The organism is Streptomyces lomondensis (assembly GCF_014651035.1).
Lineage (GTDB): Bacteria > Actinomycetota > Actinomycetes > Streptomycetales > Streptomycetaceae > Streptomyces > Streptomyces lomondensis.
This window is the reverse complement of sequence record NZ_BMWC01000009.1, coordinates 198,976-219,678: the sequence shown is the minus strand read 5'-3', so window position 1 is coordinate 219,678 and position 20,703 is coordinate 198,976. Positions and strand designations below refer to the sequence as shown.

Genomic DNA, 20,703 nt, shown 5'->3' with positions numbered 1-20,703 from the left:
AGGACCTGCGGAAACGGGAGCATGACGTGACCCCCCTGACCACGAGCGCGTTCGATCTTCCCGACCGCCTCGCGCACAAAGCCGCGCCGGCGCTGATCGCCCGCGACGAGCGGCATTTCGCCGCCGTCGCCGACTGCCTGGAGCAGTCGATCGCCGAACTCTCCGACCGTCTCGAAGCAGAGCGCAGGGCGCCCGGCGGCAAGGGACGGCAGGCGATGGACCGGGACGCCGAGATCCACCGGCTCACCGCTCGCCTGCGCGCACTGCGCCGCTTCGGACTGGACCTGTGCCTCGGGCACATGGTCGCCGCGGACGGCTCCGAGCCCGTGTACGTGGGACGCCTCGGCCTCACGGACAGCGAGGGACGCCGCCTGCTCGTCGACTGGCGTTCCCCGGCCGCCGAGCCGTTCTTCGGGGCGACGCACGCCAACCCGATGGGGCTGGCCAGCCGCCGCCGCTACCGCTGGACCGACGGCCGGATCAGCGACTACTGGGACGAGGTGTTCACCCCGGACGGGGTCGTCGGCCACGCCGCGCTCGACGACCAGTCCGCCTTCATCGCCAGCCTGGGCACCAACCGCTCGCCCCGGATGAGGGACGTCCTCGGCACCATCCAGGCCGACCAGGACGCCATCATCCGCGCGGGTTCCCGCGGCGCCCTCGTCGTCGACGGGGGGCCCGGCACGGGCAAGACCGTCGTCGCCCTGCACCGCTCCGCCTACCTCCTGTACTCCGACCCCCGGCTCGGCCACCGCCGGGGCGGCGTCCTGTTCGTCGGCCCGCACCGGCCCTACCTGTCGTACGTCTCCGACGTCCTGCCCAGCCTCGGCGAGGAGGGCGTGCAGACCTGCGTCCTGCGGGACCTCGTCGACGAGGGAGCCGAAGCGGCGGTCGAGACCGACCCGGACGTCGCGCGCCTGAAGTCGTCCGCGGACATGGTGAAGGCGCTCGAGAAGGCCGTCACGTTCTACGAGGAGCCGCCCACCGAGGGCATGACGGTCACGACCCACTGGTCCGACATCCGGCTCAGTGCCGAGGACTGGCTCGTGGCGTTCGCGGCGGCGGAACCCGGCACCCCGCACAACGACGCGCGCGGCCAGGTCTGGGAAGAACTGCTCACGATCCTGGAGGACAAGCACGAGGGCGACGCGCCGGCCGCCCTGCTGCGCAGGTCGCTGTCGCGGAACAGGGACCTGCTCACGGCCTTCAACCGAGCCTGGCCGCTGCTGGAGGCGAGCGATCTCGTCGGGGACCTGTGGTCGGTACCGGCCTATCTGCGGATGTGCGCCCCCTGGCTCGGCCGCGACGACGTGCGAAAGCTCCAGCGCGAGGATCCCCAAGCCTGGACGGTGTCCGACCTGCCGCTGCTGGACGCGGCACGGCAGCGGCTCGGCGACCCGGAGGCGTCACGGCGCAAACGCCGGCACGCCGCCGCCGTCGCCACCGAACGCGAACGCATGGACAAGGTCATCGACAACCTGCTGGAGGCCCATACCCACGACGACGGCGAAGGCGTGCTGGTCATGCTGCACGGACAGGACATGCGCAACTCCCTGGTCGACGAGAGTGCCCTGCCCGCCGACGATCCGGACCGGCTCGCCGGGCCGTTCGCGCACATCGTCGTGGACGAGGCGCAGGAACTGACCGACGCGGAATGGCAGATGCTGCTGCTGCGCTGCCCCTCACGCAGCTTCACCATCGTCGGGGACCGCGCCCAGGCCCGGCACGGGTTCACGGAGTCGTGGCGGGAACGGCTGGAGCGGGTCGGGTTCGGCCGGGTCGAGATGGCCTCGCTGAGCATCAACTACCGGACGCCGGAGGAGATCATGGCGGAGGCCGAGCCGGTCATCCGGGCCGTGCTCCCGGACGCCAACGTGCCGGTCTCCATCCGCAGCGGCGGTGTCCCCGTCGTCCACGGACCCGTCTCGGACCTGCCCGCGATCCTCGACACCTGGCTGGCCGCACACGCCGAGGGGACCGCCTGTGTCATCGGCGATCCCACGTTCCGGCCGACCTCGGCCCGTGTGCGGTCGCTGACGCCGGAGCTGTCCAAGGGGCTGGAGTTCGACCTGGTCGTGCTCGTCGACCCGGAGGACTTCGGCACCGGCATCGAGGGCGCGGTCGACCACTACGTCGCGATGACCCGGGCGACCCGGCAGCTCGTGGTGCTCACGAGCTGCTGAGCCGCCCCGGCCGGAGTGCTACGCGGCGAGTTCCTTGCGGATGCGGTCCAGCATGAACGCCGACGACTCCCGGGCCCGCTCCTCCCAGGCGAAGACGCAGGCCGTGGCGACGCCGTCGAAGCCCAGCTCGCGCAGGGTGCCGAAGAAGGCGTCCCAGTCGACCTCGCCCTGACCGATGTCGAGGTGCTGGTGGATCCGGGCCGGGGTGCCCGGCGGGTTCAGGATGTAGCGCAGGCCGCTGGAGCCCTTGTGGTTGAAGGAGTCCGCGATGTGCACGTGCTGGAGCTTGTCACCGGCGTAGCGCATCATCGCCGCGATGTCGGCCGTCGGATCCGCGCCCGAGAGATGGAAGGTGTGCGGGGCGCAGTACAGGTAGTTCACCCACGGCTTGTTGATCGCGCGGACGAGATCGACGGCGGGCGTGTTCTCCTCGCAGAAGTCGTCCGGGTGGGCCTCCAGGTTCAGAGCGATGCCTTCGCGCTCGAACACCGGCAGCAGTTCCTCCAGCGAGCGCCAGAACGCGGCCTCGCTCTCGGCGGCCCGCTCGGGGCGGCCGTTGAACTCCGAGTTCATCAGCGGGCATTCGAGCTCGACGGTGATCTCGATCATCCGCTTCCAGTAGCGGACGGCCGCCTGCCGCTCGGTCTCGTCCGGCGAGGACCACTTGTACAGCGGCAGCACCGAGGACAGCCGCACGCCGTGCCTGCGCAGGGAGTTCTTCAGCTCCGCCACCCGCGCGTCGTCCGCACGCGGGTGCAGGAAGAACGGCATGAAGTCCGCGCGCGGCGACAACTCGATGTACTCGTAGCCGAGTTCGGCGACCGTGCGCACCATCTCGTCGATCGGCAGGGCACGGAACATATAGGGGTCGAGGGCGATCTTCACGCGGTCCCTCCGTAGAACGCGGGGCGGGGCTTCATGTCGGTGGTGACGATCTCGCCGCCGGACTCAAGGGACCGGACGGCGGCGTCGGTGATGACGGTGGCGGCGTAACCGTCCCAGGCGGACGGGCCGGTGGGCTCGGTGCCGGCCGCGACCGAGGCGACCCACTCGCGGAACTCGGTGTCGAAGGCCTCCGCGAACCGGTCCTTCCAGTCCTGGAGCACGCCCGTGCCGTGCCGGGCGGCGGTGCGGATCCCGACGGCCGCCGGGTCGGGCAGCCGGACCAGCCCGTCCTCGCCGACGACCTCGCACTGGATGTCGTAGCCGTACTGGCAGTTGACGAAGACCTCCAGGTCGATCCGGACGCCCTCGGACGTCTCGAAGATCATGATCTGAGGGTCCTTCAGGTGCGGGAACCGCTTGCTCGTGGCGCGCGGGGTGACCACCTGGGCGGAGACGATCTCGTCGTCGAGCAGCCAGCGCAGCACGTCGATCTCGTGCACGGCCGTGTCCTGGGCGGCCATGGCGGAGTGGTACGACTCGGGCACGGTCGGGTTGCGGTGGGCGCAGTGCACGATCAGCGGCGCCCCGAGCGAGCCGGTCGACAGGACCTCCTTCATCTGCCGGTAGCCCGGGTCGAAGCGGCGCATGAAGCCGACCTGCACCAGCCGGCGCCCGTGCGCCCGCTCGGCCTCGACGATCCGCAGACAGTCCTCGGCGGTCGTGGCCAGCGGCTTCTCGCAGAACACCGGCTTGCCGGCCGCGATCGCGTTCAGGACGTGCTCGGCATGGGTGGGTCCCCAGGAGGTGACGAGCACGGCGTCCACGTCGGGGGAGGCGACCAGGTCCGCGCCGGTGGGCAGCGCGGTGGCACCGGTCCGGGCGGCCACCTCGGCGGCGCGCCCGGCGTCGATGTCGGTCACGGCCGTGACCCTGGCCCCGGTGACGACCTCGGTGAGCCGCCTGATGTGGTCCTGGCCGATCATTCCGGCGCCGATGACGCCTACACGTACGGTCATGGTGAACTCCTCGGGAGTGGTCAGGAGAAGCGCGTCCGGAGCTCGGCTTCGAGGGTTTCGAGGGTGCGGCCCTTGGTCTCGGGGACGTACAGCTTCACGAAGGTGAGGGACAGCAGACCCGCCACCACGAACAGGAAGAAGGTGTTGGAGATCCCGATCCCGGAGACCAGGGACGGGAAGACCAGCCCGATCACGAAGTTGGTCAGCCACAGCACCACGGCCGCGACGCCCATGCCGAAGCCGCGCATCCGCATCGGGAAGATCTCCGACAGCATCAGCCAGGTCACCGGCGAGATCGCGCCCTGCTGGAAGGCGAGGAACGTGACCGTCATGGCCAGCACCGCGAAGGCCCGCGGATCACCGGAGGGCAGCACCAGCGAGAAGACGCCGATCAGCAACAGGGCGGCCGTCGTGCCCACCTGACCGGTCATCAGCATCGGGCGGCGCGGGACGCGGCCCAGCAGCCAGATGCCGACGAAGGTGGCGAGCACCGAGATCACACCGTTGGCGATGTTCGCCGTCAGCGCGCTGTCGGCGGCGAAACCGGCGTCGGTGAGGATCTGCGTGCCGTAGTACATGATCGTGTTGACGCCGGTGATCTGCTGCACGATCGCGATGCCGAACCCGACGAACATCAGCTTCCGCACCCACGGCGTGCTCTTGATGTCCTGCCAGCCGCCGAGCCTCTCCCGCTGGTCCTTGACGGCGAGGGCGGTGACCTCCTTCAGCTCGGCCTCGGCCCGCACCTGCGACCGCACCTGCTTCAGGACGTCGAGGGCCTCGCCGAAGCGGCTCTGCGAGGCCAGCCAGCGCGGGCTCTCCGGCATCACCAGCATGCCGAACCACAGCACCACGGCCGGCAGCGTGGCGATGACCAGCATCCAGCGCCACACGCCGCCGGACTCGCCGCCGATCTGGGCGATGATCGCGTTGGAGGTGAACGCCAGCAGCTGACCGGTGACGATCATCAGCTCGTTGCGGGTCACGAGGGCGCCGCGCCGCTCGGCGGGCGACACCTCCGCGAGATAGACCGGCACGGTCACCGAGGCACCGCCGACCGCGAGACCGAGCACGAACCGTGCCACGATCATCACCTCGGTCGTCGGCGCGAGCGTGCAGCCGAGCGCGCCGACGAAGAACAGCACGGCCAGCAGCAGGATGTTGCGCCGCCTGCCCCGCGCGTCCGACAGCCGGCCGCCGGTCACCGCGCCCAGCGCGGCACCCAGCAGCAGCGAGCTGGTGACCATGCCCTCGGTGACCGGGGTCAGGCCGAGGTCGTCGGTCATGTAGGGCAGGGCGCCGTTGATGACGCCCGTGTCGTAGCCGAAGAGCAGACCACCGAACGTGGCGATGATCGTGATCAGCCGCAGCCGCCGCCTGACCGCCGGAGGGGCGTCGTCCGCGACGGCGGTGGCGGGGGGCGGGGTGGGGGCCGGTGTCGTGTCGTCCCTGACGTCCATGGCCGCTCCTTACCTGTCGATGTTCGGGCGCCGGGTACCCGACAGGCCGCAGCCGGCCAGGTGCTCACGGGTGCTGACCGCGATGGGCAGCGGCACCTCGGGAGCGCACGGGTACAGGTCCTGCTCGACGATCACGAACAACTCCGCGTCGAGCCGGGCGAGTTCGGCCACCACATCGGCCGGCTTGGGCACCCCGGCCGGCGGCGACACGCACACCCCGCGCTTCACGGCCTCACCGAACGACAGGTCCTCGGCGGCGACCTGGGCCAGGATCTCCGGATCCATCTGCTTGATGTGCACGTACCCGACCCGCTCACCGAACCGGCGGATCAGATCGAGGTTGTCCCCGCCGCCGTACGCCACATGCCCCGTGTCCAGGCACAGGTTGGTGTACCGGCCGTCGGACTCGTTCAGCAGCCGCTCGATCTCCGGCTGGGTCTGGATGTGGCTGTCGGCGTGCGGATGGACGACCAGCCGTACGTCGTACTCCTCCAGCAGCAGCCTGCCCAGCCGGTCCGCGGCCCGGCCGAACCCGGCCCACTGCTCGGCGGTCAGCTCGGGCGACTCGGTGAACGCACCGGTCTTCTCGTCCCGGTACATCGGCGGGATGAAGACCAGGTGGTGCGCCCCCGCGGCGGCGGTCAGCGCGGCGACCTGCCGGACATGGGCGAGCATCTCGTCCCACGCCTCGGGCCGGTGCAGCGCGCCGAACGCCGTACCGCCGGAGACCTTCAGCCCCCGGGCGTCCAGCTCGGCCTTCAGCCGCTGCGGGTCGGTGGGCAGGTACCCGTACGGGCCGAGCTCCAGCCACTCGTAGCCGGCCTGGACCAGCTCGTCGAGGAAGCGCGTGTACGACACCTGGTGCTCGTCCTCGGGGAACCAGACACCCCAGGAGTCGGGGGCGGAGCCGAGGCACAGGTTGCCGACGGTGGTACGGAGAGGGGGAGGCGCCGTTGCCATGGTGCGTGTCCTTTGGGAGAGGGACAGGGACGGTCAGTCGGACGTGGGGAAGTCGAAGCCCGCGGCCGCGGACTGGGCCTGCTGGGGCCAGCGGGTGGTGACGACCTTGGGGCGGGTGTAGAAGCGGATGCCTTCGGGGCCGTGGATGGGGGAGTCGCCGATGAGGGAGTCCTTCCAGCCGCCGAAGGAGTAGTAGGACATCGGGACGGGCACCGGCACGTTGACGCCGATCATGCCGACGTGGACGTTGCGCTGGAAGCGGCGGGCGGCTTCGCCGGAGGTGGTGAACAGGGCAGTGCCGTTGCCGTAGGGGTTGGCGTTGATGAGGTGGATGGCCTGGTCGAGGGTGTCGACGCGGACGATGGCGAGGACCGGGCCGAAGAGTTCTTCCCGGTAGGCGTCCATGTCGGTGGTGACGTGGTCGAGGAGGGAGGGGCCGGTGAAGAAGCCGTCCTCGTGGCCGTCGATCTTCAGGCCGCGTCCGTCGACGACGATGGTGGCGCCCTGCGTGGCGGCGGTGCCGACGGCGTTCTCGACGCGTTCCTGGGCGGCCTTGGTGACCAGGGGGCCCATGTCGGTGCCGGGCGCGTTCCCTGGGCCGACCTTCACCTCGCGGGCCTTGCGGGCCAGGACCTCCACGAGTCCGTCGGCGGCGTCGCCGACGGCGACGGCCACCGAGACGGCCATGCAGCGCTCACCTGCGGAGCCGTAGGCGCCGGCGGTGATGTGGTTGGCGGCGTATTCGAGGTCGGCGTCGGGCAGGACGACGGCGTGGTTCTTGGCGCCGCCGAGGGCCTGGACGCGCTTGCCGTGTGCGGTGGCCTGCTCGTGGACGTACTTGGCGATGGGGGTGGAGCCGACGAAGGAGACGGCTCGGATGCCGGGGTGGGTGAGGATCGCGTCGACGGCGGGCTTGCCGCCGTGGACGATGTTGAAGACGCCGTCGGGCAGGCCGGCCTTCCGGTAGAGCTCGGCGACGAAGTTCGCGGCTGACGGGTCGCGCTCGCTGGGCTTGAGGATGAAGGTGTTGCCGGTGGCGATGGCGATCGGGTGCATCCACAGCGGCACCATCGCGGGGAAGTTGAACGGCGTGATGCCGGCGACGACGCCGAGGGGCTGGCGGAAGTCGTGTACGTCGACGCCGCGGGAGACCTGGTCGGAGAAGTTGCCCTTCAACACGTCGCCGAGGCCGCAGGTGAATTCGACGACTTCGCGGCCGCGGGTGATCTCGCCGCGGGCGTCGTCGACGGTCTTGCCGTGTTCGGCGGAGATGATCCGGCCGAGTTCCTCTTCGTGGTCGACGAGGAGCTGGCGGAAGGCGAACATGACCTGGGTGCGCTGGGAGAGCGAGGACTCCGACCAGGCCTCGAACGCGCGGGTGGCGGCGGCGACGGCGGTGTCCACGTCGGCGGAACCGCCCAGGGCCACCCGGGCCTGTTCGGCACCGGTGGCCGGGTTGAACACCGGGGCGGTGTCGGTGCCGGGGACGGCCTGGCCGTCGATCCAGTGGGCAATGGTGTTCACGGGAGCGGGTCCTTACAGGTAGTGGCGCTGGGACTGCTTCTGGGCTGCGTACGTCTCGTAGGCGGTGCGGGTGGAGTCCAGGGCGGAGGTCTCGCTGACGGGGACGTCCCACCAGCCGTGGCCGGGCGGGTTGGGGCCGTAGAGGTCGGCCTCGACGTGCACGACCGTGGTGCGCGTGGCGGCCTTCGCCTTCTCCATCGCCGAACGGAACTCCTCGACGGTGGCGGCGTGCAGGACGTCCGCGCCCAGGCTGGAGGCGTTGGCGGCGAGGTCGACGGGGAGGATGCCGCCGTCGAGCTGGCCCGAATCGCGGTCGCGGTAGCGGTACTTGGTGCCGAACCGCTGCGAGCCGAGCGACTCCGACAGGGCGCCGATGGAGGCGAAGCCGTGGTTCTGGACGAGGACGATGATGACCTTCAGGCCCTCGGAGACCATGGTGACGATCTCCTGAGCCATCATCAGGTACGAGCCGTCGCCGACCAGGACGACGACCTCGTGTGAGGGGTCGGCCATCTTGGCGCCGACGCCGGCGGCGACCTCGTAGCCCATGCAGGAGTAGGCGTACTCGACGTGGTAGGCCTTCGGGTCCCGGGCCCGCCAGAGCTGCTGGAGGTCGCCGGGCATGGAACCGGCGGCGTTGATGACCACGGCCCGGTCGTCCAGGACGTCGTTGAGAGCGCCGAGGATCTCGGTCTGTGCGGGCAGCGGGCCGTGGCCCCGGTGGAAGCACTCCTCCTCGATCTGCCTGGTGCGGGCGATGAGTTGGCGTGTTCGGTCGCGGTAGGCCTGGTCCACCTCCCAGTCCGTGAGTGCACCGGCGAGGGCCTGGATGCCGAGGCGGGCGTCGGCCACCAGCGGCTCGGCGGAGTGCTTGACGGCGTCGAGGCGGGCGACGTTGAGGTTGACGAAGGTGACGTCCGGGTTGCCGAAGACGGTGTGGCTGGCGGTGGTGAAGTCCGAGTAGCGGGTGCCGATGCCCAGGACCACGTCCGCCTCGCGCGCGAGTTCGTTCGCCGCGTACGACCCGGTGGAGCCGATGCCGCCGACCGCGTAGGGGTGGTCCCAGGGGACTGCCCCTTTGCCGGCGTGGGTGTCGGCGACCGGGATGCCCGTGGCCTCGGCGAAGGCGCGCAGGGCGGTTTCGGCACCGGAGTAGACGGTGCCTCCACCGGCGACGATCAGCGGCTTCCTGGCGGTGCGGAGCAGGCGCGCGGCCCGTTCGACCGCCGCCGGCTCCGGCACCGGGCGGCCCACATGCCAGACCCGACGCCGGAAGAAGTCGATCGGCCAGTCATACGCCTCTGCCTGCACGTCCTGCGGCAGCGCCAGCGTCACAGCGCCGGTCTCGACCGGGTCGGTCAGCACCCGCATCGCCGCCAGCGCGGCCGGGATCAACTGCTCGGGGCGGGAGATGCGGTCGAAGTACTTCGACACGGCGCGGAAGGCGTCGTTGACGGTGACGTCTCCGCCCCGGGTGTCCTCCAGCTGCTGGAGCACGGGGTCGGCGGCGCGGGTGGCGAACATGTCGGACGGCAGGAGCAGCACGGGCAGCCGGTTGGTGGTGGCCAGCGCCGCACCGGTGATCATGTTCGTCGAGCCCGGCCCGGTGGAGGCCGTGCAGGCGAAGGTGGCCAGCCGGTCACGCATCTTCGCGTAGGCCACCGAGGCGTGCACCATGCCCTGCTCGTTGCGGGCCAGGTAGTAGGGGAGATCGGCCTCTTGCGTGACGGCGGCCTGGAGCAGGGCCTGGCCGATCCCGGCCACGTTGCCGTGCCCGAAGATGCCCCACACGCCGGGGATCAGCCGCTGCTCCTGGCCGTCGCGCTCGCTGTACTGGTTGGCCAGGAAGCGGACGAGTGCCTGGGCGGTGGTGAGTCGGACGGTGTTCATCGGTTCTCTCCGAAGGGAAGCCGGTCGTCGACGTCCAGGGAGTGCCAGGTGCCGCGCACCCAGCCATGAGCGGGTTCGTCGCAGGTCAGCCAGGCCTGCTCATGCCCCGCCATGCCAGGTGCCGCGCACCCAGCCATGAGCGGGTTCGTCGCAGGTCAGCCAGGCCTGCTCATGCCCGGGACCGGCCATGACGTTGAGGTAGTAGAGGTCGTAGCCGGGCGCGGCGATCGACGGGCCGTGCCAGCCGTGCGGGATCAGCACGGTGTCGCCGGAGCGGACCTCGGCGAGCACGTCGATGGGCCGCTCGGCGGTGCCGTACACCCGCTGGTAGCCGAAGCCGTTCTCACCGCCGGAGACCTCGAAGTAGTAGACCTGCTCCAGCTCCGACTCCTCGCCGGGACGGGCCTCGTCGTGCTTGCCGGCCGCGCTGCTGATGACGGCCTCCGAGTCACGCGGCACGTACGCGAAGTCGGTGGCCGAGGCGAACACGCCCGCCCGCCCAGCCAGTTCGAAGGCCTGCCCGTCGGCCGCGGTTCCGTTGGGCGCGTAGTACTCGCCGTTCACAGCAGGCTCACCGCCTTGTCCACGGCACCGGCGACATCGCCGTCCGAGGGGTAGAGCAGGGAACGGCCCACGACCAGCCCCTGCGCGGTGGGCTGCTTCAGCGCCCTGCCCCAGGAGGCGAAGGCCGCGTCCGGGTCGGTGACCTCGCCGCCCAGCAGCAGCGCCGGCAGTGTCGAAGCGGACAGCACCCGCTCCATGCCGTCCACGACCGGGAGCTTCAGCCAGGTGTACGCGGTACGGCGGCCCAGCCCCGAGGCGATGGTGACCGACTTGACCACGGCATCGGTCGAAAGGTCGTTGCGGATCCTGCCGTCCTGCCACACCGACATGAACGGCTCGACCATCGCGATCAACCGACGGTCGTTGAGATCGTCGATGGCCCGCGCGCTGTTCTCCAGTACGGAAGGCGTGGCGGGATCGGCCAGCGCGATGCGTGTGAGCATCTTGCCGCCGTCGAAGCCCATCGCGGCGATCGTCTCGGCGTCGTAGCCGGTGAAGCGGTCGTCGATCTCGAAGACCGAACCGGCCAGCCCCGCCCGGTTCATGGAGCCGAAGACGCTCTTGCCATCGAGGACACCGAGCAGCAGCAGGTCCTCCAGGATGTCTGCCGTGCCCAGCACACCCGTCACACCCGGCCGTGCCAGGGCCACGCAGAGCCGGTCCAGCAGCTCGAAGCGATCCGCCATGGCGTTCGCGTCGCCGCCCACCCCGTTGGCGCCACGCGCCGGATGGTCCGCGGCGATGATCATCGCCTTGCCGTGCTCACCGAGCAACGAGGGGGCCGGCACCCGCCGTGCGGCAGCCGCCGCGACCGCGCCGGGGTCCTTCACCCGCGCGTCGACGATGCGGGAGATCTTCTCAGAGGGCATGGTTCACCTCGCGCAGCGCGGCCTCGACCTCGGCCTGGGCCGGCATAGCGTCGGAGCAGGACAGCCGGCCGGCGACGATCGCTCCGGCGGCGTTGGCGAAGGACACCGTGCGGCGGGTGTCCCAGCCGGACAGCAGGCCGTGACACAGCGCCCCGCCGAAGGCATCGCCCGCGCCGAGCCCGTTCACCACGTCCACCGGCACCGGCGGGATCTCCACCGCCGTCCCGTCCCGGTCCATGGCCAGCACGCCCTTCGGGCCCTGCTTGACCACCGCCAGCTCCACCCCGGCGGCCAGCAGCGCCTTCGCCGCGGCGTACGGCTCGCGCTCGCCGGTGGCGACCTCGCACTCGTCGAGGTTGCCGACCGCGACCGTGGTGTGGCGCAGCGCCTCGGCGTAGTACGGCCGCGCCTGTGCCGGGTCGGCCCAGAACATCGGCCGCCAGTCGAGGTCGAACACCGTCGTGCCCGCCTTCGCCCGGTGCGCCAGGGCGGCGAGGGTGGCCGGACGGCTCGGCTCCTCGCTCAGGCCCGTGCCGGTGATCCAGAAGATCCGTGCCTCCCGCACCGCTCCGAGGTCCAGCTCGTCCGGCCGGATGTCCAGGTCCGGAGCCTTGGGCAGGCGGTAGAAGTACAGCGGGAAGTCGTCCGGCGGGAAGATCTCGCAGAACGTCACCGGCGTCGGCGCGATCCCGGACGTCCCCACGAACCGGCTGTCGACGCCGTAGCCCTCCAGGGCCTTGCGGACGAAGTCGCCGAACGGGTCCCGGCCCGTCTTGGTGATCACAGCGGCCGAACGGCCGTAACGGGCGGCGGCCACCGCGACATTGGTCGGACTGCCGCCCAGGTACTTGCCGAACGAGGTGACCTCAGCCAACCCCACGCCTGTCTGGAGCGGATACACATCCACTCCCACGCGGCCCATGGTCAGCACATCGAACGGCATCACGCTGCGTTTCCCCTCTCTGTCGCGCTCTACTAGCGCGCTCTAGTTCGAGTACGATGACCCCGGTCCAAATGTCATGTCAATAGCTTGTTGCCGGGAGATTGCAGGATCCCTGTACGGGGGTCCGGACGGATCCCGCAGGGCTCCCCGTGCGGGGCACCCCGTAGGGTGATCGGCGTCGGAGGGTGGGTTCACAGGTGGATGCATCGGGCAGGCAGCGGCCCACGATGGCGGACGTCGCCGAGAAGGCGGGCGTGTCCCGCGCGCTCGTCTCGATCATCTTCCGCAACCAGGCGGGGGCCAGCCGGGAGACGCGGGAGCGGGTCCTGCGCGTGGCCGACGAGATCGGCTACCGTCCCGACAGCGCGGCCCGGCTGCTGGCCCGGGGCCGCAGCCGCACGCTCGGCGTGATGTTCACCGTGCACCAGACCTTCCACACGGACCTCATCACCGGCATCTACCCCGAGGCCGAGCGCCTCGGCTACGACGTCCTGCTCTCCGGGGCCACCCACGGCCGCAGCGAGGCCAAGGCGGTCGAGGCGCTGCTCAGCCACCGCTGCGAGGCGGTGATCCTGCTCGGCCCGGACGCCGAGCCCGCCTACCTCGACGCGCTCGGGCAGCGCACGGTCGCCGTCTCGGTCAGCCGCCGGGTGCCCCAGGCCCGGGTCGACTTCGTGCACTCGGCCGAGGCCAAGGGTGTCCGGCAGGCGATGGACCACCTGGTGGAGCTGGGGCACCGCCGGATCGTGCACATCGACGGCGGACGCGGCCCCGGTTCGGCGGAACGGCGGCGGGCCTACCGGGCCGCGATGCGCCGCCACGGGCTGGAGGGGGAGGCACGGGTGATTCCCGGCCACCACACCGAGGAGTCCGGTATCGAGACGGGCCGCCTGCTCCTGGCCGAGCACGACAGCGGGCGGCCGCTGCCGACAGCCGTTCTCGCCGGCAACGACCGCTGTGCGATGGGCCTGTTGATGTCCCTCACCCGCTCGGGCGTCGAGGTCCCGCGCGACCTGTCCGTCGTCGGCTATGACGACAGCCACCTCTCCCACCTGATGCCGATCGGCCTGACCACGGTCCGCCAGGACGCGGCCCTCATGGCCGAGCATGCCGTCCGCTTCGCCGTCGAACGGCTGGAGAACGGGGAGCTGGAGCCGCGGGAGGCGGTGCTGGATCCCAAGCTGGTGGTGCGCGGGACCAGCGGGCCGGTGCCGGCTCCTTAGGACCTCTCAGCGCGTCCCCTTCTTGGCGAACTCCGCGATGCTGTCCACGTTCTCCTTCGTGACGAAGGCCGGACCGGTGAGCACGGGAGCGGTGCCGCCGCCGCTGAAGTTGCCGTTCGTCCTGTACAGCCACAGCGCGTCGACGGCAAGGTAGCCCTGGAGATAGGGCTGCTGGTCGACGGCGAACTCGACGCTGCCGCCCTGGATGGCCCCGACCAGGTCCTTGTTGAGGTCGAAGGTGGCGACCTTGGCCTTGCTGCCCGCGTCCTTCACCGACTGCACGGCGGTCAGCGCGATCGGGGCGCCGAGCGTGACCACCTGGTCGATGGACGACTCCTTCTGGAGCTTGGCGGTCAGCGTCGACTTCACGGACGGCATGTCGGTGCCGTTGACGTACAGGTTCTCCGTCGTGCCCTTGAAGCCCTTCTTCAGGCCGGCGCAGCGGGCCTCGAGCGCGACCTGCCCCTGCTCCTGGATCACGCAGACGGCGTGCTTGGCGCCCAGCTCGTTGAGGCGCTCGCCGAAGGCCTGGCCCGCGATGTTCTCGTCCTGGCCGAAGTACTCGAGCATACCGAGTCTCTTCCAGTCGTCCAGGCCGGAGTTGAAGCCGACGACGGGGATGCCGGCCGCCTCGGCCTTGGCCACCACCGCCTTCATGGCGTCGGGCTTGGCGGCGGTGAGCGCGATGCCGTCGACCTTCTGGTCGATGGCGTTCTGCACCAGGTTGGCCTGGTTCCCGGCGACGGGGTCGCTGGAGTAGACGAGCTTGATGTTGTCCTTCGCGGCCGCGGCCTGGGCGCCCTTGCGGATCAGGTCCCAGAAGGTGTCGCCGGGCGCCGCGTGGGTGATCATGGCGACGGTCATCCGCGGGGTGGTGGCCTTGCCCGCGGCGGCGTCGGTGCCACCGGCCTCGGACTTCTTCCCGCCGGAGCCGCTGGAGCAGCCGGCGGCGAGCAGGGCGCCCGCGAGGACGGCGGTGGTCAGGGCGGCGGCTCTGTGGTGTCTGCGCATGTCGGGTGCACCTCACTGTGCTGGGACGAGGGGGCCGCGCCCGGGCCGGTGAGACGGGCGGTGGGTGGGTGCCCTGGGCGGCGGCGGTCATGGGGTATGCGGCGGTCCTGGGTGCGGACCCTGCGATCTCGTGGCCGGAACGCGTCACTAGCGCGCTCTAGTGGCAGGTACTATGCGGGCGCCTTCGGGTGATGTCAACAGCTTTGTCAGGACGTTCCAACAAAACAGGGCCGCCCGCACGCGCCGGTGGTGACCGGCGGGTGCGGGCGGCCTCGGGCGGACGGTCCCGGACCGTCCCGATCCGTCCTGCTCAGCTCTCCGAGGTGCTGATGTTGACCATCCAGGGGATGCCGAAGCGGTCCGTGCACATGCCGAACTCGTCGCCCCACATCTGCTTCTCCAGCGGTACCGACACCGAGCCGCTCCCGGACAGCTTCTCCCAGTAGCCGCGCAGCTCGGCGTCGTCGTCGCCGCTCAGGCTCACGGAGAAGGCGCTGCCCTGCGGGGGTTCCATGCCCGGCGGATTGTCCGCGCCCATCAGGGTGAAGCCGCTGGAGGTCTCCAGCATGCCGTGCATGATCTTGTCGGCGTTCGGGGCGTCCGCCTGGCCGAAGTCGCCGTAGGTGTTGAGGGACAGGGTGCCGCCGAAGACCTCCTTGTAGAACTCCATCGCCTGTCGGGCATCGCCGTTGAAGGTCAGGTACGGATTGAGACGCGAGACCATGAGAACCTCCCAAAAGGGGGCAGGGGCCATTTGCGCGCAGCGTAACGCCGGGCGCTGACGACGGCTCGCCGAGCGCGTCCGGCCCCCGGGGGGGCGTGACCGGGCGACCCGCGCCGGGATCGACCGCGCTGTTAGCGTGGCCCCTCAGCAGAGGGGGAGGACCGCGGCTCATGACACCGAGCACGTTCCGCATCGGCGGGGATCTGGACGTACGCAGGCTCGGTTTCGGCGCCATGCATCTGCCGGCCGGGCCCGGCCCGGAGCGGGAGAACGCCCTCGCGGTCGCCCGGCGGGCCGTGGAGCTGGGCGTCACGCTGATCGACACGGCCCATCTGTACGGCGGGGGAGCCAACGAGGAACTCCTCGCCGAGGCCCTGTACCCCTATCCGGAGGGGTTGCTGATCACCACCAAGGTCGGTGTCGCACGCACCGGCCCCGGAGGCGAGTGGAAACTCGACGGACGGCCCGAGATCCTGCGCTCCCAGGTCGAGCAGGCCCGGCTGCGGCTGCGGGTCGAGCGGATCGAACTGCTCCAGCTGCACCGCATCGACCCGGACACGCCGCTCGCCGACCAGCTCGGCACGCTGCGGGAACTCCAGAGCGAGGGCCTGGTCGGCCGGATCGGGCTGTCGGAGGTCACCGTCGCCGAGCTGGAGCGGGCCCGGGAGATCGTCGACGTGGTGAGCGTGCAGAACCGCTACAACCTGCTCGACCGCGAGCACGAGCCCGTGCTCGCTGCGTGCGCGGAGGCCGGCATCGCCTTCCTGCCCTGGCGCCCCGCCGCCTGGGGGAAGACCGGGGCGGAGGCCGAGATCGCCGCCGTGGCCGCCGACCTCGGTGCCACGCCCACGCAGGTCGCGCTCGCCTGGCTCCTCGACCGCTCGCCGGTGGTGCTCCCGATCCCCGGCACGGCCCGGATCGAGCACCTGGAGGAGAACCTCGCCGCGGCCGGACTGGAGCTGACGCCGTCCCATCGCGAGCGCCTCGACCGGCTGGGCGACGGGGCGGGGGCCGCGGCGCAGGCGGGCTGAGGCGGGGCATGGGCCGCAGGGCCGGCCGACTGAGACAGGGCCGCGGGCCGTGGCGCCGGCGGGCTGAGACGGGGACGGGGCATGGGCCGCAGTGCCGGCCGACTGTGACGGGGCATGGGTGGGGCCGCGGGCTGTCGCGCGGAGGGTCACGCCTCGTCGGAGGACCCGTTGTTCCAGTCGTACGGGCCGCCGCCGCGCCACTCGATCAGCTCGGTGTCGTCGACGGCCGTGTCGGTGGTGGGCAGGCCTTCGCGGTGCAGGAAGTCCAGCACGTCGAACAGGCTGTAGGCGACGCCCATGTTCTCGCCGTGGATGGTCACCAGCCGTCCGCCGTCCGACGCGGGCGGCTGCACGACCACAGGGGGTTGACCGTCCATGACCCCACCATGCGCCCCGAACGGCCGGTTCGCAGCTCGGTGGCGCCCAGAAGCGGTAGAACCCGTCCCGGGCCTCCGGTCACCGGGCGCCCCTGTGCGCCGGTGACAAGGCGCGATCCGGATGCTGAGTTCTCATCAGCACTCCCTGAGGGCCCCCGCGCCGCAGCCCTAGCGTCCGTGGCATGGACATGAACCGTAGGAGTAGAGGGAAGTGGCGCGGCGCCGCGCTGGCGGTGCTGCTGACCGCCGGGACGCTCACGGCCGTCGCCCCGGGCGCCCGGGCCGACGGGGCCCGGACCGAGACGCCGGTGGCGTCGACGTCGCCGGTGACCGGGGTGACGGAGTCGGTGGTGCGCGTGAAGGTGCCGCTGCCGGAGTCGGCCGGGCCCCGTCCGGCCGCCTGCGACTGGCTGTCGTACCTGCGCTACCGCTCCGCCGACGGGCCCGCCGCCTCGGCCGACGCGGACCGGATCCTCGTCGCCCAGCCCGGCATCCTGGAAGGGGCGGGGGCGTTCGACAGCGTCGCCCGCAACACCGTGGCGCGCGCCGCCGAGCAGGGCCGGCACATCGAGTTCTGGGCGCTGGACCGGCGCTCCAACTGCCTGGAGGACCGCACCGGCATCGCCTCCGGCGACCAGCACACCGCCGTCGACTACTACTACCGAGGCAAGCAGGTCGACGGCCGGACCTTCGCCGGCTTCGTCGGCAACGGGCAGCTCGGCTGGATGGCGAAGCTCGGCATCGAGCAGACCGTGCGCGACCAGTACGACCTGCTCGCCGCCGAGTTGCCGAACCAGGCGCAGCGCAAGCGCAAGGTGCTGTGCGGCGGGCACTCGCTGGGCGGTGTGATCACCGGGTACTTCGCCGCCGCCGACTTCGACGGCGACCGGGCCACCACCGCGGACGCCGGGTACAACCAGTGCGCCGGCTACTTCGCCCTCGACACGACCGTCTCCACCTCGCTCGCCGACCTCAGCGGCAGCCTGCCCGACGACACCAACCTGCCCGACATCGGCCTCGGGTACGGCGTGGTCCAGGCCGGGCTCGACAGCGGGGCGCTCTCGCGCACCCTGTCCGCGCCGGTGCTGCTCAACCCCGAGACCATGACCCTGCTCGGCATCGCGGGAATGGATGCTCTCAAGGACCCGGACGCCGAGGCGAGCCTGCCGCGCTACCTGCCCTCCAACCTCAACATCGAGGCCACCCACCGCGTCCTGTTCTCCAAGGACACCGCCGCCTTCCTCACCGGCAAGCCCGCCGTGAAGGACTTCCGGCTCACCAACGGGGCGGTGCTCGGCGCCCTGTTGGACGACAACTCCGTACCGCTGGCGTTCCTCCAGACCAGCGTCGGCTTCTTCGACGGCGGGCCGATCGCCGACAAGAGCTTCCCCGTCGCCAACGGCGGTACGCAGCAGCCCGGGCTGTACGGCACCGCGTACAAGGCGATCCCGGACCGGCCGCAGGGCCCGCTCTACACCTGGCGCAACTACGACCGCGTCGGTGACCCCGACGACCCCGGCTACCGGTCGGCCGACGGCACCCCGTTCACCGGCCCCGGGGAGGAGGTCACCGACATCCGGCAACTGGCCCGCAGCCTGGCCGAGCAGCCGCTGGACTTCACCGAGCAGTACTTCCCGACCAAGCTCGTGACGGACATACAGATGTCCACCTCGCCGCAGGTGAAGAAGCTCGTCGTCCATCCCGACGGGCTCAAGGCCAACCCGGTGCTCACCGTCCTCGCCGGTGAGGGACTGCTCGCCGGCCGGGTCCCGCCCGAGCTGCGTCCCGTGATCGCCGACGGCTACCAGCACCTCGACGTGCTGACCGCCGCGCCCGAGCAGAACAACGGCAGGCCAGAGCCCGTCTCCACCAGCCTCGCCGCCTTCGCGCAGGCGCCGCGCTAGACCCTCCGCAACCAGCGCGACGGGGCCCGGGAGGATCTCCTCCCGGGCCCCTTGGTGTGCGCGGTGGCTAGAGCTTGCCCGCGGCGAACGTGGCCGCCGTCTCGGCGTCGTCCCGGTAGCCGAGGTGGGCCCCGACGTCGCCGCCGCCGCTCTCGCAGACGGGGTCGCCCTTGGCGCAGATGTCCAGGGTGCGGCTCTGGTAGGTGCCCGTGACGCTCTTGCCGAGCGCCCGGATCGGGTTGCCGAACAGCAGCACGGCGGCGACCTTCGGCTCGACCGCGGCGGGCAGCGTGGCCACGATGGGGCTGCCCACCACCGCGCCCGCGCTGCTGATGCCGATCGAGTTGTCGACGACGTTCGCGCCCTGCGAATAGCCGACGAGAACGAACTTCTGGTTCGGGCAGGCGGCGGCCTGGCTCTTCACGTGGTTCACCAGGTCCAGATTGCCCTGTGCCGCGGAGGTCGGAGAGAGGTCGGCGGGATAGTTCACCTTGTAGCTGGACAGGCTTTTGCCCGTCAGTTTCTTCTGCAGGGCGGAAAACACCGGGTCGCCGACGATGAAGCCGAGCGTGCCCGGCTCGAAGGTGCCGCGGGCCGCGACGAGTTCCACGTCCGAGCAGGCCGCGGCGGCGGCCGGGGGAGCCGAGAGGGTGGCAAGTCCGGCCCCGCCGGCCAGCGAGAGCGCGGCGAGGGACAAGCGGATACGCATGGGGGATCCTCCGCGTGTGAGGCGCGTCGAGCGCCTGCGAAAAAGGACGGCCCGAACGTATTCGCTGTCCCTCGCCCGGTGTTATGGACGGGATTATGGAATCGCCGCGGTTTTTTGTCGCCGATTGAGTACCGGTATTCAGACCTGCCGGGCACCCAGTGATTCCGCGCGCAACGCGAGAATGAGGTCGAGGCGGGTTTCCGGATCGTGCAGGGCGTCGCCGAACAGTTTCTCCAGCTGGCGCAGGCGGTAGCGGACCGTCTGCGGGTGGATGTGCAGCCGCACGGCGACGTCGGGCACGTTGCTGCCGCTGAGCAGCCAGGCCAGCAGCGTCTCGGCGAGCCGGTCGCGCTGCCCCGCCGAGACGGTGTCGAGGGGCGCGAGGACCCGAGCCTGGAGCCGTTCCAGCAGCGGCTCGTCGCCGTACAGCAGCAGGGTCGACAGATGGTCGGCGCACCGCACCACGCCCTGGCGGGGGAGCACCCCGCGCCCCATCAGGCCGAGTGCCCGGGTGGCGAGGCGCAGCGACTGCGCGGCCTCGGTGACCGCGACCGTCGGGCCGACCGCGGCGGGCCGGCCCCGCAGCGCGAGCGTGAACGCCCGGCCGCCGAACCGTCCGGAGCCGTCCGGGTCGGGCACCAGCATGCGCGGCGGCCGGGACTCCATGTCCACCAGCGCGCCCGCCGCCGCCAGCGGCCGGTCCTCCTCCCGCCGGTCCGGCGCCGCCGCGAGCGCCACGACGGCGACCGTCCGGGGCACCGGCCAGCGCGCGCTGTGCGCCAGGTCCTGCACGGCCTCCAGCGCCACCGGGCCGTCCTCCAGGAGCAGGTCGAGCAGCCGCCTGCGGCGCCGCTCCAGCTCGTCGGAGCTGCGCAGCTGGGCCTCCGCGTAGCCGGCCGCGGCCGCCTGGGCGACCTCGTGCACGGTCCGGAACGCCAGCTCCCCGAGGGCGGCCACGACCGTGGAGTCCAGACCGAGTTCCTCCGCCGTACGCCCCATCAGCCGCCAGGCGTGCAGCCCCCCGACCCGCAGCGCGGACTGGAGCGCGTCCAGGCTGCGGCCCTCCAGGGCCTCGCCGCGCCCGAGTTCGTAGTACGTGGCCGCGATCGCGCCGCCGTCGTCGCGCGGGCCGGCGATGTGGTCGACGAACAGGGTCAGCGCCTGCACCACCCCCGACCGCAGGTTCTGGCGGTACGTCCCGTCCGCGGGCCGTGCGTACTCGGGGACCTGGCGGCGGACCTCCTCCTCCACCTCGTCGGCGACCGCGGCGAGCTGGGCGCGCAGCAGCTCCGCCAGCCCGGGCGGCACCGGGGGCGCGGCGGGACGGTCCGGCACGCCGTGCGGAGTGGGCACAGCCATCACGGACACTCCTTTCGACCGGAAGCGGCTCACCCGCGGGCTGTTGCCTGTGGGACGAGGGGGAAGTCCTG

At 71.4% G+C, this 20,703-nt stretch carries 18 protein-coding genes; 4 read left to right on the top strand and 14 right to left on the bottom strand.

All coding sequences use genetic code 11. The annotated features are described in order from the left end of the window. Positions 1-26: 26 nt before the first annotated feature. Entirely contained in the window at positions 27-2,183 is a 2,157-nt protein-coding gene (gene helR / locus IE255_RS27930) for an RNA polymerase recycling motor ATPase HelR (RefSeq protein WP_190053136.1), read from the top strand. 18 nt (positions 2,184-2,201) lie between these two features. Here the strand turns inward: helR and IE255_RS27925 are convergent, their stop codons facing one another. The 9 genes from IE255_RS27925 to iolC all read right to left on the bottom strand — a co-directional run bounded on the left by IE255_RS27925 (position 2,202) and on the right by iolC (position 12,294). After that, positions 2,202-3,068 (bottom strand): sugar phosphate isomerase/epimerase family protein, encoded by an 867-nt coding sequence (locus tag IE255_RS27925; RefSeq protein WP_190053135.1) that lies wholly within the window; start codon positions 3,066-3,068, stop codon positions 2,202-2,204. After that, positions 3,065-4,084 (bottom strand): Gfo/Idh/MocA family protein, encoded by a 1,020-nt coding sequence (locus IE255_RS27920; protein ID WP_190053134.1) that lies wholly within the window; start codon positions 4,082-4,084, stop codon positions 3,065-3,067. The genes IE255_RS27925 and IE255_RS27920 overlap by 4 nt, the downstream gene beginning before the upstream one ends. Before the next feature lie 20 nt (positions 4,085-4,104). Then, positions 4,105-5,544, bottom strand: coding sequence for a sugar porter family MFS transporter (locus tag IE255_RS27915; protein ID WP_190053133.1), 1,440 nt, complete (start codon positions 5,542-5,544; stop codon positions 4,105-4,107). A 9-nt stretch (positions 5,545-5,553) separates the two neighbouring features. Then, a complete protein-coding gene (locus IE255_RS27910) occupies positions 5,554-6,504 on the bottom strand; it encodes a TIM barrel protein (protein WP_190053132.1) in 951 nt (316 codons plus the stop codon). Positions 6,505-6,537: 33 nt separating this feature from the next. Further along, positions 6,538-8,028 (bottom strand): CoA-acylating methylmalonate-semialdehyde dehydrogenase, encoded by a 1,491-nt coding sequence (locus IE255_RS27905; RefSeq protein WP_190053131.1) that lies wholly within the window; start codon positions 8,026-8,028, stop codon positions 6,538-6,540. A gap of 12 nt (positions 8,029-8,040) precedes the next feature. After that, a complete protein-coding gene (gene iolD, locus IE255_RS27900; protein WP_190053130.1) occupies positions 8,041-9,918 on the bottom strand; it encodes a 3D-(3,5/4)-trihydroxycyclohexane-1,2-dione acylhydrolase (decyclizing) in 1,878 nt (625 codons plus the stop codon). Positions 9,919-10,017: 99 nt separating this feature from the next. Beyond that, complete coding sequence (locus tag IE255_RS27895) at positions 10,018-10,596, bottom strand: 5-deoxy-glucuronate isomerase (RefSeq protein WP_190053278.1); 579 nt, start codon at positions 10,594-10,596, stop codon at positions 10,018-10,020. Continuing rightward, complete coding sequence (locus IE255_RS27890; protein ID WP_190053129.1) at positions 10,479-11,351, bottom strand: Cgl0159 family (beta/alpha)8-fold protein; 873 nt, start codon at positions 11,349-11,351, stop codon at positions 10,479-10,481. The genes IE255_RS27895 and IE255_RS27890 overlap by 118 nt, the downstream gene beginning before the upstream one ends. Further along, the gene (gene iolC, locus IE255_RS27885; RefSeq protein ID WP_190053277.1) at positions 11,341-12,294 is read right to left on the bottom strand and encodes a 5-dehydro-2-deoxygluconokinase; all 954 of its coding nucleotides are present in this window, start codon (positions 12,292-12,294) and stop codon (positions 11,341-11,343) included. The genes IE255_RS27890 and iolC overlap by 11 nt, the downstream gene beginning before the upstream one ends. A 227-nt stretch (positions 12,295-12,521) precedes the next feature. On the opposite strand from iolC, the gene IE255_RS27880 reads away from it, so the two are divergent. Further along, positions 12,522-13,517: a LacI family DNA-binding transcriptional regulator gene (locus IE255_RS27880; protein WP_190053128.1), complete on the top strand. Its 996-nt coding sequence runs from the start codon at positions 12,522-12,524 to the stop codon at positions 13,515-13,517. Between the two features lie 6 nt (positions 13,518-13,523). On the opposite strand, the gene IE255_RS27875 is transcribed toward IE255_RS27880, so the two are convergent. Together IE255_RS27875 and IE255_RS27870 are read right to left on the bottom strand one after the other, a co-directional pair. Further along, positions 13,524-14,528, bottom strand: coding sequence for a substrate-binding domain-containing protein (locus tag IE255_RS27875; RefSeq protein ID WP_190053127.1), 1,005 nt, complete (start codon positions 14,526-14,528; stop codon positions 13,524-13,526). Positions 14,529-14,838: 310 nt separating this feature from the next. Beyond that, on the bottom strand, positions 14,839-15,252 hold the full coding sequence (locus IE255_RS27870) for a VOC family protein (RefSeq protein WP_190053126.1): 414 nt from the start codon (positions 15,250-15,252) through the stop codon (positions 14,839-14,841). Between the two features lie 170 nt (positions 15,253-15,422). Here IE255_RS27870 and IE255_RS27865 point away from each other — a divergent pair, with 170 nt between their 5' ends. Then, positions 15,423-16,283 carry an aldo/keto reductase gene (locus tag IE255_RS27865; protein ID WP_190053125.1) on the top strand — a complete coding sequence of 287 codons (861 nt, stop codon included), beginning with the start codon at positions 15,423-15,425 and terminating at the stop codon, positions 16,281-16,283. 146 nt (positions 16,284-16,429) lie between these two features. Here the strand turns inward: IE255_RS27865 and IE255_RS27860 are convergent, their stop codons facing one another. Then, entirely contained in the window at positions 16,430-16,660 is a 231-nt protein-coding gene (locus IE255_RS27860; protein ID WP_190053124.1) for a hypothetical protein, read from the bottom strand. A 182-nt stretch (positions 16,661-16,842) separates the two neighbouring features. Here IE255_RS27860 and IE255_RS27855 point away from each other — a divergent pair, with 182 nt between their 5' ends. Next, the gene (locus tag IE255_RS27855) at positions 16,843-18,564 is read left to right on the top strand and encodes a hypothetical protein (RefSeq protein WP_190053123.1); all 1,722 of its coding nucleotides are present in this window, start codon (positions 16,843-16,845) and stop codon (positions 18,562-18,564) included. A gap of 67 nt (positions 18,565-18,631) precedes the next feature. Here the strand turns inward: IE255_RS27855 and IE255_RS27850 are convergent, their stop codons facing one another. Both IE255_RS27850 and IE255_RS27845 read right to left on the bottom strand, forming a co-directional pair. Further along, positions 18,632-19,273, bottom strand: a complete 642-nt coding sequence (locus IE255_RS27850) for a cutinase family protein (protein ID WP_190053122.1) — start codon at positions 19,271-19,273, stop codon at positions 18,632-18,634. Positions 19,274-19,411: 138 nt separating this feature from the next. Further along, entirely contained in the window at positions 19,412-20,632 is a 1,221-nt protein-coding gene (locus tag IE255_RS27845; protein ID WP_190053121.1) for a PucR family transcriptional regulator, read from the bottom strand. Positions 20,633-20,703 lie beyond the last annotated feature (71 nt).

What these genes read in the sequence shown, in the direction of transcription:
- IE255_RS27920 (WP_190053134.1), bottom strand. Translation starts at nt 4,084, where the DNA reads ATGACCGTACGTGTAGGCGTCATCGGCGCCGGAATGATCGGCCAGGAC.
- IE255_RS27910 (WP_190053132.1), bottom strand. Translation starts at nt 6,504, where the DNA reads ATGGCAACGGCGCCTCCCCCTCTCCGTACCACCGTCGGCAACCTGTGC.
- IE255_RS27915 (WP_190053133.1), bottom strand. Translation starts at nt 5,544, where the DNA reads ATGGACGTCAGGGACGACACGACACCGGCCCCCACCCCGCCCCCCGCC.
- IE255_RS27845 (WP_190053121.1), bottom strand. Translation starts at nt 20,632, where the DNA reads ATGGCTGTGCCCACTCCGCACGGCGTGCCGGACCGTCCCGCCGCGCCC.
- IE255_RS27870 (WP_190053126.1), bottom strand. Translation starts at nt 15,252, where the DNA reads ATGGTCTCGCGTCTCAATCCGTACCTGACCTTCAACGGCGATGCCCGA.
- IE255_RS27890 (WP_190053129.1), bottom strand. Translation starts at nt 11,351, where the DNA reads ATGCCCTCTGAGAAGATCTCCCGCATCGTCGACGCGCGGGTGAAGGAC.
- IE255_RS27860 (WP_190053124.1), bottom strand. Translation starts at nt 16,660, where the DNA reads ATGGACGGTCAACCCCCTGTGGTCGTGCAGCCGCCCGCGTCGGACGGC.
- iolD (WP_190053130.1), bottom strand. Translation starts at nt 9,918, where the DNA reads ATGAACACCGTCCGACTCACCACCGCCCAGGCACTCGTCCGCTTCCTG.
- IE255_RS27865 (WP_190053125.1), top strand. Translation starts at nt 15,423, where the DNA reads ATGACACCGAGCACGTTCCGCATCGGCGGGGATCTGGACGTACGCAGG.
- IE255_RS27850 (WP_190053122.1), bottom strand. Translation starts at nt 19,273, where the DNA reads ATGCGTATCCGCTTGTCCCTCGCCGCGCTCTCGCTGGCCGGCGGGGCC.
- IE255_RS27880 (WP_190053128.1), top strand. Translation starts at nt 12,522, where the DNA reads ATGGCGGACGTCGCCGAGAAGGCGGGCGTGTCCCGCGCGCTCGTCTCG.
- iolC (WP_190053277.1), bottom strand. Translation starts at nt 12,294, where the DNA reads ATGCCGTTCGATGTGCTGACCATGGGCCGCGTGGGAGTGGATGTGTAT.
- IE255_RS27875 (WP_190053127.1), bottom strand. Translation starts at nt 14,528, where the DNA reads ATGCGCAGACACCACAGAGCCGCCGCCCTGACCACCGCCGTCCTCGCG.
- IE255_RS27855 (WP_190053123.1), top strand. Translation starts at nt 16,843, where the DNA reads ATGGACATGAACCGTAGGAGTAGAGGGAAGTGGCGCGGCGCCGCGCTG.